The following is a 13533-nucleotide window of genomic DNA, read 5'->3' on the forward strand; positions in this document are numbered from 1 at the left end:
GCCCCCGATAACTGGTAATACGAACAAAACGCCCCTATGACGTTTCGGGTTGGTATCGGCTTCGGAGACACCCTCCTCTGCCGGTGCGCGCTCTTTCCGTTCCTAAGCGTTCGGGACAGGGCGGGTTCGCACCGGTAAAAGGTTAAATATGTCGGTAAACAAAAATATGTGTCGGAATGCGACAGAACGGCACAGTTGCGACAGAAATTGATAGTTTTACATTCATTTCAGGCCGTTTCGGCCAAACTTTGCGCTAAATACACTCAATAGCGGCTTTTCTAAACGCTCAAAGCATCAGGGTTTACATTAAGGCTCGTTCACACAACTCACACTCAGGGTCAGACGGCCCTGGGCATCTGTGGCATAGGTCACACCCGCGGATTCCATGGCCTCCAGGATAGCCACGAGGCTGGAGAGTCGGAAGGCGTCGGTCAGGGGACCGGAGGTGGTCAGGATGCGATTGACGGTGGAAGTCGAGAGTTGCGCCCGGCTGGCCAGCTCGCCGTAGCTCCAGCCCAGAGCGGCGCAACCGGCGCGAAGCAGGCCGGCGGTGAGACGGGCGATGAATCTGTTTTTTGTGCGACCGGCCGATTGGGCCATCACGGTCAGCGGCGCGGCGCTGACATAGCCAGACCAGCCGACAAAACGACCCTCTTCGATATAGGGCGCGCCTCTGATCTGATAGGTGCGTGTCAAGCCATCGGCACCCACTATGCGCACCGGCAGGCTAAAAGGCGCCTCCGCATGGGCTATGGTCATGAATTCCTGCAAAAGGGGGGCCCGTTCCTCCCTGGGGACGAGCTCCAGATAGTTCATGCCCAGAAGGTCGCGGTCAAAGACCAGTTCGTCACGTCCGACATAATCCACCAGACGATAGGTTTTGTCGGCCCACCACAGGCCTTTGATCTGCCAGGTGCGCATCGCCTGTTCCAGACGACGGTCGTACTGTGTCAGTCGCTGGATATTGTGAACCTCCTGAGAAACGTCCTTCAGCAGGAGCAGGTTCAGCGTCTCGAAAGACGGTCCGGGGACATGACGGAATTCGATTTGAACATGTCGCTCGGACCGGCCCGCGATCAAGAGTCGCACGGTACGGGGGGGCGGGACTGTGCGCTTGGTCAGCAAATGCAGGTCAAAATGTAAATCCGCCCGGTCATCGGGGTGAACCGCTTCCAAAAATCGAGGGCGTAAAGGCCCGCTCGCCGCGTCAAAACCGATGAAGTAGTCGAGAGAGTGGGAACCGGTCCAGTCACCCCCATCAAAAGGAAATGCGATCCAGGCAATGCTGAACGTCTCTTCAATCAAGGACAGGATATGACTTGAGGACAGAATTGGCATTTGAGCGGCCCGACGTTTTTTGGCATTTCCTCAAGGTCATCTCTTTCGTGGACATTTCCTTGAAATCGGAATCTTGGAATATACGGGCGGCATGGGCTGAGGCAAGCGTATAAAATATAACGTCGTCCCGCAAGGCTTCCCTAGCGTCATTTGCATTTTCTGATCCGTCGCTGCTGCCTGAGCGTAAGCGATCCATGTCACATCGTATCGCAATCATCGGGGCGGGAATCAGCGGTCTGTCGGCGGCGCAGCGGCTTCGGCAGGCGGGCCGTGAGGTGGAGCTGTTCGACAAAGGGCGCGGCCCCGGCGGGCGTATGTCCACCCGCCGCGAAACCCTGAACGGAGAGGACCGCCACTTCGACCACGGCGCACAGTATTTCACCGTCCGCGATCCCCGCTTCGTCTCTGAGGTTAATCGGTGGGCGCAGCAGGGGCTGGCCGCCCGCTGGCCGGCGGCAGGTGCTGAGGCGTGGGTGGGGACGCCCATGATGTGTTCGCCTCTGGCGCATCTGTGTGAGGCCTTCGGTGTGCGCTTTGGCGTGCGTATCGACGCCATCACCGGCGCGCCCGGCGACTGGCACCTCAGCGCCGAAACCGGTACCTTCGGCCCCTTTGCTCAGGTCCTTATCGCCATCCCTGCCGAACAGGCGGCCCACCTGCTGACACCCTGGGTGCCCGGCTTTGCGCAGACGGCCCGCCAGCATCTCTCCCAGCCCTGCTGGACGACGATGGTCTCTTTCGCCTCAGACCCGCCCGGTCTGCCGCCGGTGACGCGCGCCGCCGGGCCGGTACTGGCATGGATCGCCAGCAATGCCGCCAAACCGGGACGTTCGGCTGCAAGCGCCTGGGTCTTGCAGGCGACGCCCGACTGGACCGCCGCCTATATCGACCTCAGCCGCGAAGACGCGGCCGCGCCCATGTTTGCCGCGTGGCAGGCGCTTCTGAACCACCCCCTGCCCGAACCGCTCCTGCTTAAGGCACATCTATGGCGCTATGCGCGGACGGGCGACGGTGTAGAGGGCAGGCTTTACGACGCGGCAATGGGATTGGGCGTCTGCGGCGACTGGCTGAAAGGCCCGCGCGTTGAGGCGGCGTGGCTCTCCGGTCTGGAACTGGCGGAGGCCGTCCTTGCCGCCTGAAACCCTGACCCGCGCTGAGGGGCTTGCGCGGCTGAGCGCCTTCTTGCCGCGCGCCGGAAGCGCCTATGCCCGCGACCGCAATATCGACCCCGGGCCACAGGAAGCGGGGCACGTGTCGCGCCTGTCGCCCTTTGTGCGCCACCGCCTGATCGGAGAGTGGGAACTGGCGCGCGCCGCAGAGCAGGCCCACGGCGCGGCGGCGACCAAATTTATCGACGAAGTGTGCTGGCGGGCCTATTGGCGCGGCTATCTGGAGATGCGTCCGGCTCTGTGGACGCGCTATGTCGCCTATCTGATCAGCGATGAGGCCGAAAACGTGCGCGCCACAGGCGACTATCAGGCCGCCGTCGAAGGGCGCACCGGCATTGACGCCTTCGACGTCTGGGCCTCTGAGCTGATTACGACCGGCTATCTGCACAATCACGCACGCATGTCGTTCGCCAGCATCTGGGTGCATACCCTGCGCCTGCCGTGGCAGTTGGGCGCGGCCTTTTTCCTTGAGCATCTCCTCGATGGTGACGAAGCGGCCAATACCCTGTCGTGGCGCTGGGTGGCCGGACTGCACACACCTGGCAAAGTCTATCTCGCCTCAACCGAGGCCATAGCCACCTGTTCCGCCGGGCGTTTTCGCCCGACCGGACTGGCGCGATACGCGGCCCCGGTCGCCCCGGAGCCGCCCGCGCCTGTGGCGGCCCTCCCCGTCCCCGTGCCCTCCCCGCGCGGGCCGTGCGTCCTGATGGTGACGCCCGAAGACCTGGGCGCCGACGGATTTCGTCTGGCTGACCTGTCCATCGTCGGGGTGGCCGCCTTCGTGACGGGCAAGGCTTCGGTCGCCGCCGCCATCGCTGCGGCCGCACAGACCGTCGCCCGTCAAATCGGGACTGCGGTCCGCCCGTTTACCTCGCGCACCGAACTGGAAGACGCCCTGACGGCGTTTGGAACCCGCAGCCTGCTCACCAGCCGCCTGCCGCTCGGCCGGACGCGGACCGAATTAGACGCCCTTCTGCGCGACAACGAAGGGCCGATCCCCCTTTATGAACGCACCCGTCAATGGGACGCGGTGGCGTGGCCCGCCGCCGCTAAAGGCTTTTTCGCCTTCCGTCCCGTCATCGCCCACCTTATGGCGCTGACGGACCCCGGCGGGTTTTGGGACAGACCCTAGGTCGGAGGTCAGGATGGACGACATTCTATCGAAAAAAGAGTCGGGCTGGATCATGGCCCTGACCCTGTCGGGCGGCCTGCCCTTTATCGCCGCCGCGCTGATGGCGGTGCTTCAAAGGCATGTGCTGGGCCTCGACGGCACCGGGATAGCCGTCACCTATGGGGCGGTCATAGCGTCCTTTCTGTGCGGCCTGCACTGGGGGCTTGTGCTGGGCGGACGCGCTCAGGCGCTCTGGCTTCTGATCCTAAGCAATCTCCTGTGCCTCCTTGCCTGGTGCGGTCCCCTTCTGGCCCTGACCGGTCACGCAAGGGCCGCGCTCGGCATAGAGGTGGCCGTTTTCCTGAGCCTTCTGGCCGTCGATACGGCACTCAGCCGTCGGGGCTGGCTGTCGGGTAAATTCTTACGCCTGCGGGTGGTCATCACCAGCCTCGTCGTTGCCTGCCTCATCGTGGTCGCGCTGTTGGCCTGACTTTAGCCCGCCCGGCGTACGGGCGTAGCCGACCGGTTTGCCAACCACGACGCGCGCAGATGTTTGAGGAGTGCGATACCGGCAAAGCTGGCCGGCAGGGCGGCGTCGAACACCAGATGGTCCAGATCGGCGGGCGGCAGGGTCAAAAGGCGTTCGGCGGCGTAGAGCTGCGGGTCCTCCAGACGCGACACCTCCGTGTCGCAAAAAGCGCGCAGTAATGGCCTCAGCCGTGTCTCCCCTAAAGCGTCCACCTGCGCACGAACGCGCCTGCGCCGCTCGACCAGCGCATCCGGCCCCGTACCCGCCTGCACCATATGCTGATGCAGACGGTTTACCGCGGGCGAAAGCCCGTCGCACAGGGCTTCGGGCAGGAACCGCCGCCCGATATTGATCTGACGAAAGCCGCGTGCCCGCGCCAGAACAGGCAGGTCGGCCGGGCGCAAACCGCCCCCCAGATGCACCTCCACGCCGTGACGGTTGAGATAGCGGCCAAGGCTCAGCACCTGAGACAGGGCATCGAAGGCGCGGTCGATGTCACCGCTGTGCAGACAGGCCGAGAGGTGCGTCATATCCAGTTCGATGGCAAACAGACCATACTTCAATGCCTGCTCGGCGGCTTCGAGCGTCGGGTCCAGCGTGACAAAGAGGGCGATCTCGGTGTCTTTGAGCGCCCTCTGCACCTTCTGGATATGGCCGATGTGCGATTTGAGGAGCAGGCTGGTGCCGGTCCATTGGGCAACACGCGCTTCGCGCCCCAGATAAACGCGGTCAGCCTTCAGGCGGCGGGCGCGCTCCACGTGGTCCTGGGCCGTCGTTATGCGCAGATTGAACGCGCTTTGATGCGCCCGACACACCGCCGCCACCCGTTCGAGGTCGGCGTCTTCTATCAGACCATGATCAGAGGTCAGGTGGATCACCACCCCTTCGGCCCCGCCTTCGACCACGCGTTCGGCCAGTCGCGACAGGTCCACGCTTTCGCCGATGCCGAGCCCCGGCAGGAGCGCCGCACTTTCAAGACTGACGGCCAGTCGGGGGCCGGGCCTGTGTCCCAACATCGTAACCTCCTCGCATCATACCGGCGGCACGCCTGTGATGGCTCGTGTGGTTTACGTCCGGGTACGGACGCCCGATGACGGCCAAAATGTCGCAGGGCCGGACAGGTCTTCTCAGGTGCCTTACGCATCCATACCCGTGTCTGTAACGTACCAAGTCTGAACCCGGTGCCCCAGATGTCCCCAAAACCGCCGATCCTGAAACCCTCCGCCATGCCGGCCGGGCCTGCCTCGCGCCTGTTTGCGCTGGGCGGCCTTGCGGCCTCCGGGCTGGGTCACATGGTCAAGGAGAGCGCCAGGCAGATGTCGCGGGGCCAGACACCCGATCTCACCCGCCTGTTGTTCGATGAAACCAACGGCCTGCGTATGGCCGAGCAACTCGCGCGGATGCGCGGCGCGGCCATGAAGGTAGGACAGATCCTGTCGATGGACAGCGGCGACATCCTGCCTGCGGCCTTCACCCAGGCCTTGAGCCGTCTGCAACAAGAGGCTCACATCATGCCGCGTGACCACCTCGAGCGCGTCCTGCGGGGTGCCTGGGGCGACGACTGGCGCCAGCACTTTGTGCGCTTTGAGCTGACCCCCTTTGCCGCCGCCTCCATCGGGCAGGTGCATCGGGCGCAACTGAAAACCGGTGAGGTTCTGGCCATCAAGGTGCAGTTCCCGAACGTGACGAAGACCATAGATTCCGATGTCGCCAACATCGCCGGGCTCCTGAAGCTGCTGGGTGTGGCGCAGAAGGTGAAGGACCTGCCCGACCTGATCGAGACGGCGCGTGTGCAGCTTCATGAGGAAGCTGATTACTTACGCGAAGCCGCCCAAATGGAACGCTATGCCGAGGCGCTCTCTGACAACCCGACCTTTGTCGTGCCGCGCGCCCATGCGGCCCTTCTGCGCCCCAACATCCTGCCGATGGATTTCGTCGAGGGCGAGCCGATTGAGACGCTGACGCACGCCCCTGCCGCCACGCGCAATCAGGTGATGGAGACGCTGTTTGGTCTGGCGCTGCGCGAGCTGTTTGACCTGCGGCTGATGCAGACCGACCCCAACTTCGCCAATTTCAAATGGCGGCCGCAAACGGGGCAGGTCGTGCTGCTCGATTTCGGGGCGACGCGCACCGTTCCTGAGGCCACGGTTGAGGCCTATCGCGCCCTGATGCAGGCCGGACTGGACGAAGATCGCGAAGGGCTGATCGTGGCACTCAGCGATATCGGGGCGGTCAATGACGCCGTACTGACCACGCACCGCGTGCGGCTGAACGCCATGCTGGATATCATGATCCGTCATCTGCGCCAGCCCAGGCTCGATTTCGCCGACCGTCACTTCGTGCCGCTGATCCGCGAAAAGGCGCACGAAATCGCCATGGATCAGACGACCTGGCAAAGCCCGCCCGCCGACACCCTGTTCGTGCAGCGAAAGATCAGCGGCATGGCGCTTTTGGGGGTGCGAACCCGCGCCGTCGTCCCGCTGCGCAGCCTCGTGGCGCAAGCGATAGTTTGAAGGCGTGCCCGCCTTCTTTTTTGCAAATTCGGTCATATTAAAGAAATTATCTCACATTTTCTCACATTTTTTGACCGTTTCGTATGACTGTCACACATCGGCTCTAGGATTGGACTCATGAGCGCGCCGGAAGGGCGCGCGGTTTGTCTCAGGACCGGAGTCCCCGATGTTACGCAATCTGCGATCTCTTACCCTTGCCGCCACAGCTCTGGTGGCTCTGGCGACGCCTGCCTTCGCCGAACCATCCCGCCACGTCATCATCATCGGCGTCGATGGCATGAGCACGGACGGCGTACGCACCGCCAAAACACCGGTCATGCACGAGATGATGAAGACGGGCAGCTCCAGCCTGCACGCGCGCGGCGTCCTGCCGACGACCAGCGCCGCCAACTGGGCCTCTATCCTCAATGGCGCCGGCCCGGAGCAGCACGGTGTGACCAAGAACGACTGGCAGGTCGGGGATTTCAACTTCCCGACCTCGGTCACCGGTTCGGGCGGCTTCTTCCCGTCGCTGTTTCAGATCGTCAGCGATCAGCACCCGGAGTGGGAGGTCGGCTCGATCTATCAGTGGGACGGCTTTGGCAATCTCTATGACCATCGCTTCGTCGATTACGACGTGAACCCGAAAACCGAAGACGAAACGGCCAGTCTGGCGGCTGACTATATCCGCCGCAAGAAGCCCAACCTCCTGTTCATCCACCTCGATCACGTCGATCATGTCGGACACGCCGACGGGCACGGCACGCCGCAATATTATCAGGCCGTCGAAAAGGCCGACCGCCTGATCGGCCTCATCCGTCAGGCGACCGTTGACGCCGGGATCGACAAGGACACGACCATCCTCGTCACCTCAGACCATGGTGGCGTCGGCAAAGGGCATGGCGGCGAGAGTCTGGCGGAGCTGGAAATCCCGTGGATTGCCTATGGCCACGGCATCCGCGCCGGCCGCGATGTGGATCAGCCGATCAACACCTTCGACACGCCCGCCACTGTGGCCAGGCTGCTGGACGTGAAAATCCCCTATGCGTGGCTGGGGCGTCCGGTGGCTCTGGCGCTGGAAGGCGAACCCGCGCCGGATCAGGTCTATCGCACCAGCAGCTTCTACGCCATGCCGGTTATCGAGCCGGTCAATGCGGGCAATTCGCCCTCCGGCGGCCTGTTCGTCAACAAGGGCGCGACCCTGACTATCCGCAATCCGAACCCGGCGGGCGAGGTGCGCTACACGCTCGACAACAGCACGCCGACGGCCACCTCGACACTCTATTCGAAACCGGTGGCCATTACCCGATCGACCATCGTGCGCGCCGCCCTGTTCGTGGACGGCAAACCGGCCAGCGTGCCGACGACCGGCTATTTCCGTCTTGTGCAGGACACACCCGCCGCCCCCAAGGGCGTCACCTGGCACGCCTACGCCCTGCCGGAAGGGACGGGGCGTCTGCCGGACTTCAGCCGCCTGAGTCCCATCGCCAGCGGCCATGCCTATGAGTTCAGTCTCGACGGCCTCACCCTGCCGCAGACGGACAATGTCGCCGTGGTATTCGAAGGCGATCTCGACATCGTAACGGCGGGCAGCTATGGCTTCATTCTGGCGTCTGACGACGGCAGCAAGCTCTATATCGACGGGCGCACGGTCGTCGATAATGACGGCGACCATGGCGTCGTCAGCGCCAATGGCTCGGCCGACCTAACGCCCGGCAAGCACCGCGTGCGCGTCGAATACTTCAATGGCGGCGGCGGGTCGTGGCTCGGGGCCTATTATCAGGGACCGGGCGTCGCGCGTCAGTTCATCGACGCCAACCGCCTGACGCCTGTGAAATAGCCTGATGGAGAGGGCTCAGGGTCGCCTGAGCCCTACAGGTTCGCCAGCCGATACCACAGGGCTTCAAGGCCCGGCAGCACGCGCTCTATGGATTCGCGATTACGCAGCCATTTGTCGGCCGCAGGCGCGGTATGGGTATGGCGCGACAGCGGCAGGGCGGCAGCGGTGCGGGCCTGAAGCGCCGCATCAAATGCCACGCCCGCAAAGTCGCACAGGCGGCGCGTGACGCCCCCCGGATCGGCCAGAAAATCGTGGTAGGCCACGGCCGTCCAGTCGTCATCCGGCAGGGACTGAAGATCATCGAGCGCGATCTGGTTGGCGCTGCGCCACTGCCAGGCGGCGACCGTCTCCAGCGGGGCCCCGCTCATCATCTGCCAGCCGGGGGGCAGAAGCAGCGACCACGGCCCCTCCCAGCCCGGAAGGGTGCGATAGGTGACCCAGCCCCCGGCCTTCCACGCCTCCATGATCGAGCTGACGTTCTCGCGCGGATCACGCCACAGGAAGATGAAGCGCGCATCGGGGAAGACCCGCTTCAGAAAGGGGATGCGCAAAGCGTTCTTGGGCGTCTTTTCCAGCAGCGGGGCGCCCTCTGAAGGGGGGGCGCCCTGCGGACCCTGCCGCCGGTTAGAGGCTATTTCCCGGATGGCCGCGATCAGGTCAGGCGTCGCCTCGGCCGCCCCCAGCCGGTTGGAATCAACCCCCGGCGCGCCGGGACGTAAGTCCGCGTGATCCTCGATCAGCCAGTGGGCTTCGCCGCCAAAGCTGTTGAAGCCGGGCGTCGCGGCCAGGGTCTCATAGAGCAGGGTGCTGCCCGATCGCGGCGCGGCAATGATAAAGACGGGGCGGTCCAGCGGCCCCTTAGCCTTTGACCGCACCACAGCCGGGGCGCGTGGCTGCGGTTCGGCCACCAGGTGTTGCAGGACGCGCTTTTCGAGCACCAGCCGGGCGCTGGCCCCATTGGTGCGCATGACCAGTCCCTCGGACAACTCACCCGCCCTGACCTGAACAGCCGTCGCCAGATGCCGGAAGGCGTCGAGCCCCTCGCCCGACGTGCCGTGCAGGGCGCACAGTTGCCGCCAGTCGAATACAAAATTTTCCAGCAGGGTATGGAACGCCTCGCCTTGCGTCTGCGTCGTCGTGGTCACCAGCTCGCCGCGTAAATCCTCAACCAGCCCCTGCACCTCGGCGGCGGGCATGACGGCCGGGCGCTCATTGGTTTCGGTCAGCAACGGCATCTGCGCCTGCGGGTCGAAGGCAACGCGCGGCCACTGATCGCGCGGCGGTGTCGCGGCCGTGGCAAATTGCCAGAAGGCCGCCGTTCCGGTCGTGTCGGCCACCAGATGGATGCGCGGATGGTCCGCACGGTTTTCCACATGGTGCCGCCGCCAGTTGTCGAAAATCCACGCCTCGCCTGCGCCCATATGCGCGGCCTCGCCGTCGCAGTGAAAGCGCACTTCGGGGCGGGTAAAAACCGGTATGTGCAGCCGCACGCGGGTGTGCCAGTGATAGTTGATGTCGGCGTGTTCGGGCACGCCGGTACCGGGATCGAGACGCATCAGGCGCGAGCGGCTCCACACGACACCAAACCCGGCAAGGACCTGCTTCAGATAGGGCATGGCCTCCAGCCACGGCGTCGGGCGCATCGTGCCGTGCACGGCATCGGTCTCCTGCCCCTCGGCACTGATCAGGCGCACGGCGCTGTTGCCCGGCACCCGGTCCGGATGCGGCACAAAGGCCTGCGGCGGCAGGGCGGCGACCTCAGCTTGCAAACGCGCCACATCGAACAGGACGGGCAACTGATAGAAGGGACGCGACAGACGCATCGGCTACTCCCGATATCGGTTTACGGCATCGCCCAGCGCGGCGCGCAGATCACCCAGCCACGGCGCATAGGCCTGCCATTGGGTAAGGCCGGCACGGCTTAAGGGCTGGCGCACCTGTTCGGAGCTGGGGGTGCGGATGCTGCGTTGCGTCTCGTGAAAACGCAGGCAGGCGGCATCGAACGGCAGGCCGCAATAGTCGAGCAGACGCCGCACCCCGCCCTCCAGATCTTCGACCAGATCCTCGTAAGACACGCGCAGGACGCGACCCGGCAGCACCGTGTCCCAGTGGCGCATCAGCTCCAGACAGGTGCGATAGTAGCGGCCAATGTCCTGTGCGGCGTAGGCAAATTCCTGATTGGTGGTGCCGAACAACTGCTTGAGATTACTGAAACCGCAAGCCATCGGTTCGCGCCGCACTTCAATGATCTTCGCCCTGGGCAGGATGAGCTGGATCAGGCCGATATGCCAGATATTGTTGGGCATCTTGTCAAGAAACACCGGTCGCCCCAGCCGCCGGTAGGTGCGGGTCTCTGACAGATACCGCGCCCCAAGCGCCTGCGCCTCGGTCTTGCTGAGCCGTAACAGGGCTTCGGGCTCAAGTGGAAGGCCGCATTCCGGATCACGCCCGCAGCGTTCGGCCACGTAACGGCTGATCTCGGTCAGCTCCTGCGTCCCCTCGACCTGCGGGTGCGAGGCCAGTATCTGCTCAATCAGGGTCGAGCCCGAACGCGGCAGGCCGATAATGAAGATGGGGTCGGCGTCGTCAACGCCGAAGCCCGCCCGGGCACCGAACACCTCTGCCGTGAAGACCGTGCGCAGACGCTGCGCACACGCCTCGGCCACCTCCGGCCGCCAGCGGCTCAGCGTCCGCCGCAGGGCATTGCCGCGTTCATAGTGCGCCCAGGAGGCGGCATAGTCGCCGCGATCCTCATACGCCTTGCCCAGAGCGAAGTTGAGATAGATGCGGTCCATCGCTTGCGTATCCGGCCGCGCTTCGGCGGCGCGCAGGCGAGCCATATCGGCCTCGGAGAACCGGTAGGTCTTGAGATTGGCCAGACTGAACCACGCCACGCCATTGTCGGGCCGCGCGACAAGCGAGGCCTGATAGTCGGCAATCGCCTCGGCCTGACGCCCCGTGACCTTCAGCGCATTGGCCCGCCACAGGCGCAGGTCGGCGGCCTCTGCTCCCACAGCGGGCGTCGTGGCCAGCAACCGTGCATAGAGGTCGATGACCGGCTCATGATCGCCCAGCGCCACCGAGGCCGCGGCATAGTGTTTGAGATAGTCGCGATTATCCGGCTCAATACGCAGCAGGTGCAGGGCCTCCTGCCGCGCAGCCATGGGCTTCTGAAGGTGCAGCAGCACCATGCCGTAGTCGAAGCGCGCCGCGTGATAGTCGGGCGCCAGTTCCAACACCTGCGCCAGCAGCGCCTCGGCCTCTGCGGACGCGCCGCGCTCAAAGCAGATACGCGCCAGAAGACGCAAGGCCCCGACATTACCGTCCGCCTGTTCGAGATAGGCCCGCAGCACCTCTTCGGCCGGCTCCAGATCGCCGTCGGCATAGAGACTGTTGGCCACGACGATTTCCGGCGGCAGTTGGCGCAGCGTCTCCAGATGCCGCTCGGCGGCCTCCGCCTGTGTCTTGTCGCCCCTCAGGCGGTAAAGCTGCGCCAGCATATCCCAACTGGCCGGCAGGGTCGCATTGAGCGCCACGGCCTGACGCAGGGCGTCGATGGCCGCCGGGGCATTGCCCAATTGAATCTGGCAGTGACCGCGTTCCTGATAAAGGCGGCTGAAACGCGGATAGAGGGCTTCCAGCTGTGACAGGGCGTGCAGGGCGTCGGGCAGCCGCTGTTGCGCACGCAGGGTCTGCGCGTCGCGCAGGCGACGGTCACGCTCGGCCATTGTGCTCATCGCGCGCCACCGCGCAAAAAGGGCTCAAGCCACGCCGGGTCCGGCTGGTCGGCGTCGTAATATTCAAAGATCAGATGGATGCGGTCGCAGTCGCCCGTATTGCGCACCCAGTGCGGCCCCAGATTATCGACCTCGACGGCTTCGCCCACCCCAAAATGGCGCTCCGCCCCACCGAAAAAGGAGATGACGCCGGGATTTGTGGTCAGGGGCACATGGATCTTGTGCGGCCATTTGGCGGCGGGATTGGCGTCGATATGCGGCTGGATGACACCGCCCACCGGCATACGCGCTAGCATGACGCGCGGAAAGACGCCGCGCGCATAGCCATAGTCGCGCACCGCCGCTGCAAGCACCGGCTCAAGCTGGGCACGCCAACCCGCCCATAGCGGCCGGTCGTGCGACCCGCGCCAGTCGCGCGGACTATCGACAAAGCGAAAGACGATGTGACGGGTGTCTTCCAACACGCCGAACTTGTTGGGCTTGGCCGCATTTTCCGCTGTCCACACGGCTTCGGGGATGCCCAGAACGGCCTCGGTCAGGGCCGCCACATCGACCTTCCCGAGCGCGCGCACACCCGTCGTCTTGCGCGGATTGGCAGCGGGTTCGCTCATCTCAGGCCTTCGAACGTGTAGCCAAACAGGTCAATATCCAAAGCGTAGCGCGCCGCCACGGCGTCTTGCAAGCTCTGGTCATAATAGTGGCGATAATCCCCGTGACGACTGCCGTTGACGCGGTCGAGCGGGCGGGTGGCCAGACCGATCTGCGCACAGATGGCGTCATAGGAACCCTGCATGTCTTCGACGCGTCCGACGCGGTCGGTCAGAAGGGTGCGTCCGTCCGCATCGACCAGCAGGGCCGATTGCGGCTGAAACAGGATATGCCCCTCCGGCGGCGCGACAAACAGGAAGTGGTGCATCACGTCGCGGGGTCGTTGCGCAAAGACGTCGCTGTCGCGCGTCATGAAGGCGCAGTAGGAGACGAAACGGTCGAACGGATTGCGCACAAAAGCGAATTTGAAATAGGCGGCAAAAGCCTCTTCGCCCAGATAGGGGCGGACCTGTTGCAGGGACAGATGGCCGTGACGAATGGCGGCCAGATCGTCCCACGGAAAGCGCTTGTTGACGAACAGGCCCACCTGTTCGACATCCTCATCCCCCATCTGCTCGCGCAGGGCCTGCCGCACGGAATGGGTGCCGGTCTTCGGGACGGCGGCGAAGATGAAGCGGTGACGGTGAGAGACGATCATGAACGCTCTGAACAGAAGGCGGAAGACGCCCCCTTCCTGAGAAGAGGGCGTCCGCCGGATTACCGGAAGGG

The 13533-nt window shown here is 64.3% G+C and carries 11 protein-coding genes and 1 pseudogene; 5 read left to right on the forward strand and 7 right to left on the reverse strand.

Features of this window, described 5'->3' with window-relative positions; all coding sequences use genetic code 11:
• Positions 1-306: 306 nt before the first annotated feature.
• On the reverse strand, positions 307-1338 hold the full coding sequence (locus AACH73_RS18085) for a hypothetical protein (RefSeq protein ID WP_338736409.1): 1032 nt from the start codon (positions 1336-1338) through the stop codon (positions 307-309).
• A 194-nt stretch (positions 1339-1532) separates the two neighbouring features.
• Between AACH73_RS18085 and AACH73_RS18090 the strand changes: the two genes are divergently transcribed.
• The 3 genes from AACH73_RS18090 to AACH73_RS18100 are packed head-to-tail and all read left to right on the forward strand — an operon-like array spanning position 1533 to position 4108.
• Positions 1533-2477: an FAD-dependent oxidoreductase gene (locus AACH73_RS18090; protein WP_338736410.1), complete on the forward strand. Its 945-nt coding sequence runs from the start codon at positions 1533-1535 to the stop codon at positions 2475-2477.
• Positions 2467-3639, forward strand: coding sequence for an FAD-binding domain-containing protein (locus AACH73_RS18095; RefSeq protein ID WP_338736411.1), 1173 nt, complete (start codon positions 2467-2469; stop codon positions 3637-3639). Before AACH73_RS18090 ends, AACH73_RS18095 begins: the two co-directional genes overlap by 11 nt.
• A gap of 13 nt (positions 3640-3652) precedes the next feature.
• Positions 3653-4108, forward strand: coding sequence for a DUF3429 domain-containing protein (locus AACH73_RS18100; protein WP_338736412.1), 456 nt, complete (start codon positions 3653-3655; stop codon positions 4106-4108).
• A 2-nt stretch (positions 4109-4110) separates the two neighbouring features.
• Here the strand turns inward: AACH73_RS18100 and AACH73_RS18105 are convergent, their stop codons facing one another.
• Positions 4111-5163, reverse strand: coding sequence for a pyridoxine 5'-phosphate synthase (locus tag AACH73_RS18105; RefSeq protein ID WP_338736413.1), 1053 nt, complete (start codon positions 5161-5163; stop codon positions 4111-4113).
• A gap of 174 nt (positions 5164-5337) precedes the next feature.
• Here AACH73_RS18105 and AACH73_RS18110 point away from each other — a divergent pair, with 174 nt between their 5' ends.
• Complete coding sequence (locus AACH73_RS18110) at positions 5338-6660, forward strand: AarF/ABC1/UbiB kinase family protein (RefSeq protein WP_338736414.1); 1323 nt, start codon at positions 5338-5340, stop codon at positions 6658-6660.
• 166 nt (positions 6661-6826) lie between these two features.
• The gene (locus tag AACH73_RS18115) at positions 6827-8479 is read left to right on the forward strand and encodes an alkaline phosphatase family protein (protein WP_338736415.1); all 1653 of its coding nucleotides are present in this window, start codon (positions 6827-6829) and stop codon (positions 8477-8479) included.
• A 32-nt stretch (positions 8480-8511) separates the two neighbouring features.
• Here the strand turns inward: AACH73_RS18115 and AACH73_RS18120 are convergent, their stop codons facing one another.
• The 5 genes and pseudogenes from AACH73_RS18120 to AACH73_RS18140 form a co-directional block, all read right to left on the reverse strand.
• Complete coding sequence (locus AACH73_RS18120; RefSeq protein ID WP_338736578.1) at positions 8512-9387, reverse strand: sulfotransferase; 876 nt, start codon at positions 9385-9387, stop codon at positions 8512-8514.
• Positions 9376-10302, reverse strand: a pseudogene (locus AACH73_RS18125) (aspartyl/asparaginyl beta-hydroxylase domain-containing protein); the annotation flags it as partial. The pseudogene AACH73_RS18125 and the gene AACH73_RS18120, both read right to left, overlap by 12 nt.
• Before the next feature lie 3 nt (positions 10303-10305).
• The gene (locus AACH73_RS18130; RefSeq protein WP_338736416.1) at positions 10306-12216 is read right to left on the reverse strand and encodes a sulfotransferase; all 1911 of its coding nucleotides are present in this window, start codon (positions 12214-12216) and stop codon (positions 10306-10308) included.
• On the reverse strand, positions 12213-12827 hold the full coding sequence (locus AACH73_RS18135; RefSeq protein ID WP_338736417.1) for an aspartyl/asparaginyl beta-hydroxylase domain-containing protein: 615 nt from the start codon (positions 12825-12827) through the stop codon (positions 12213-12215). The genes AACH73_RS18130 and AACH73_RS18135 overlap by 4 nt, the downstream gene beginning before the upstream one ends.
• The gene (locus AACH73_RS18140) at positions 12824-13462 is read right to left on the reverse strand and encodes a sulfotransferase family 2 domain-containing protein (protein WP_338736418.1); all 639 of its coding nucleotides are present in this window, start codon (positions 13460-13462) and stop codon (positions 12824-12826) included. Before AACH73_RS18140 ends, AACH73_RS18135 begins: the two co-directional genes overlap by 4 nt.
• Positions 13463-13533 lie beyond the last annotated feature (71 nt).

Source organism: Asticcacaulis sp. DW145 (assembly GCF_037101385.1).
Lineage (GTDB): Bacteria > Pseudomonadota > Alphaproteobacteria > Caulobacterales > Caulobacteraceae > Asticcacaulis > Asticcacaulis currens.

Coding starts and splice junctions, on each gene's coding strand:
- AACH73_RS18085 (WP_338736409.1), bottom strand. CDS start 1,338: ATGCCAATTCTGTCCTCAAGTCATATCCTGTCCTTGATTGAAGAGACG.
- AACH73_RS18090 (WP_338736410.1), top strand. CDS start 1,533: ATGTCACATCGTATCGCAATCATCGGGGCGGGAATCAGCGGTCTGTCG.
- AACH73_RS18100 (WP_338736412.1), top strand. CDS start 3,653: ATGGACGACATTCTATCGAAAAAAGAGTCGGGCTGGATCATGGCCCTG.
- AACH73_RS18105 (WP_338736413.1), bottom strand. CDS start 5,163: ATGTTGGGACACAGGCCCGGCCCCCGACTGGCCGTCAGTCTTGAAAGT.
- AACH73_RS18110 (WP_338736414.1), top strand. CDS start 5,338: ATGTCCCCAAAACCGCCGATCCTGAAACCCTCCGCCATGCCGGCCGGG.
- AACH73_RS18115 (WP_338736415.1), top strand. CDS start 6,827: ATGTTACGCAATCTGCGATCTCTTACCCTTGCCGCCACAGCTCTGGTG.
- AACH73_RS18130 (WP_338736416.1), bottom strand. CDS start 12,216: ATGAGCACAATGGCCGAGCGTGACCGTCGCCTGCGCGACGCGCAGACC.
- AACH73_RS18135 (WP_338736417.1), bottom strand. CDS start 12,827: ATGAGCGAACCCGCTGCCAATCCGCGCAAGACGACGGGTGTGCGCGCG.
- AACH73_RS18140 (WP_338736418.1), bottom strand. CDS start 13,462: ATGATCGTCTCTCACCGTCACCGCTTCATCTTCGCCGCCGTCCCGAAG.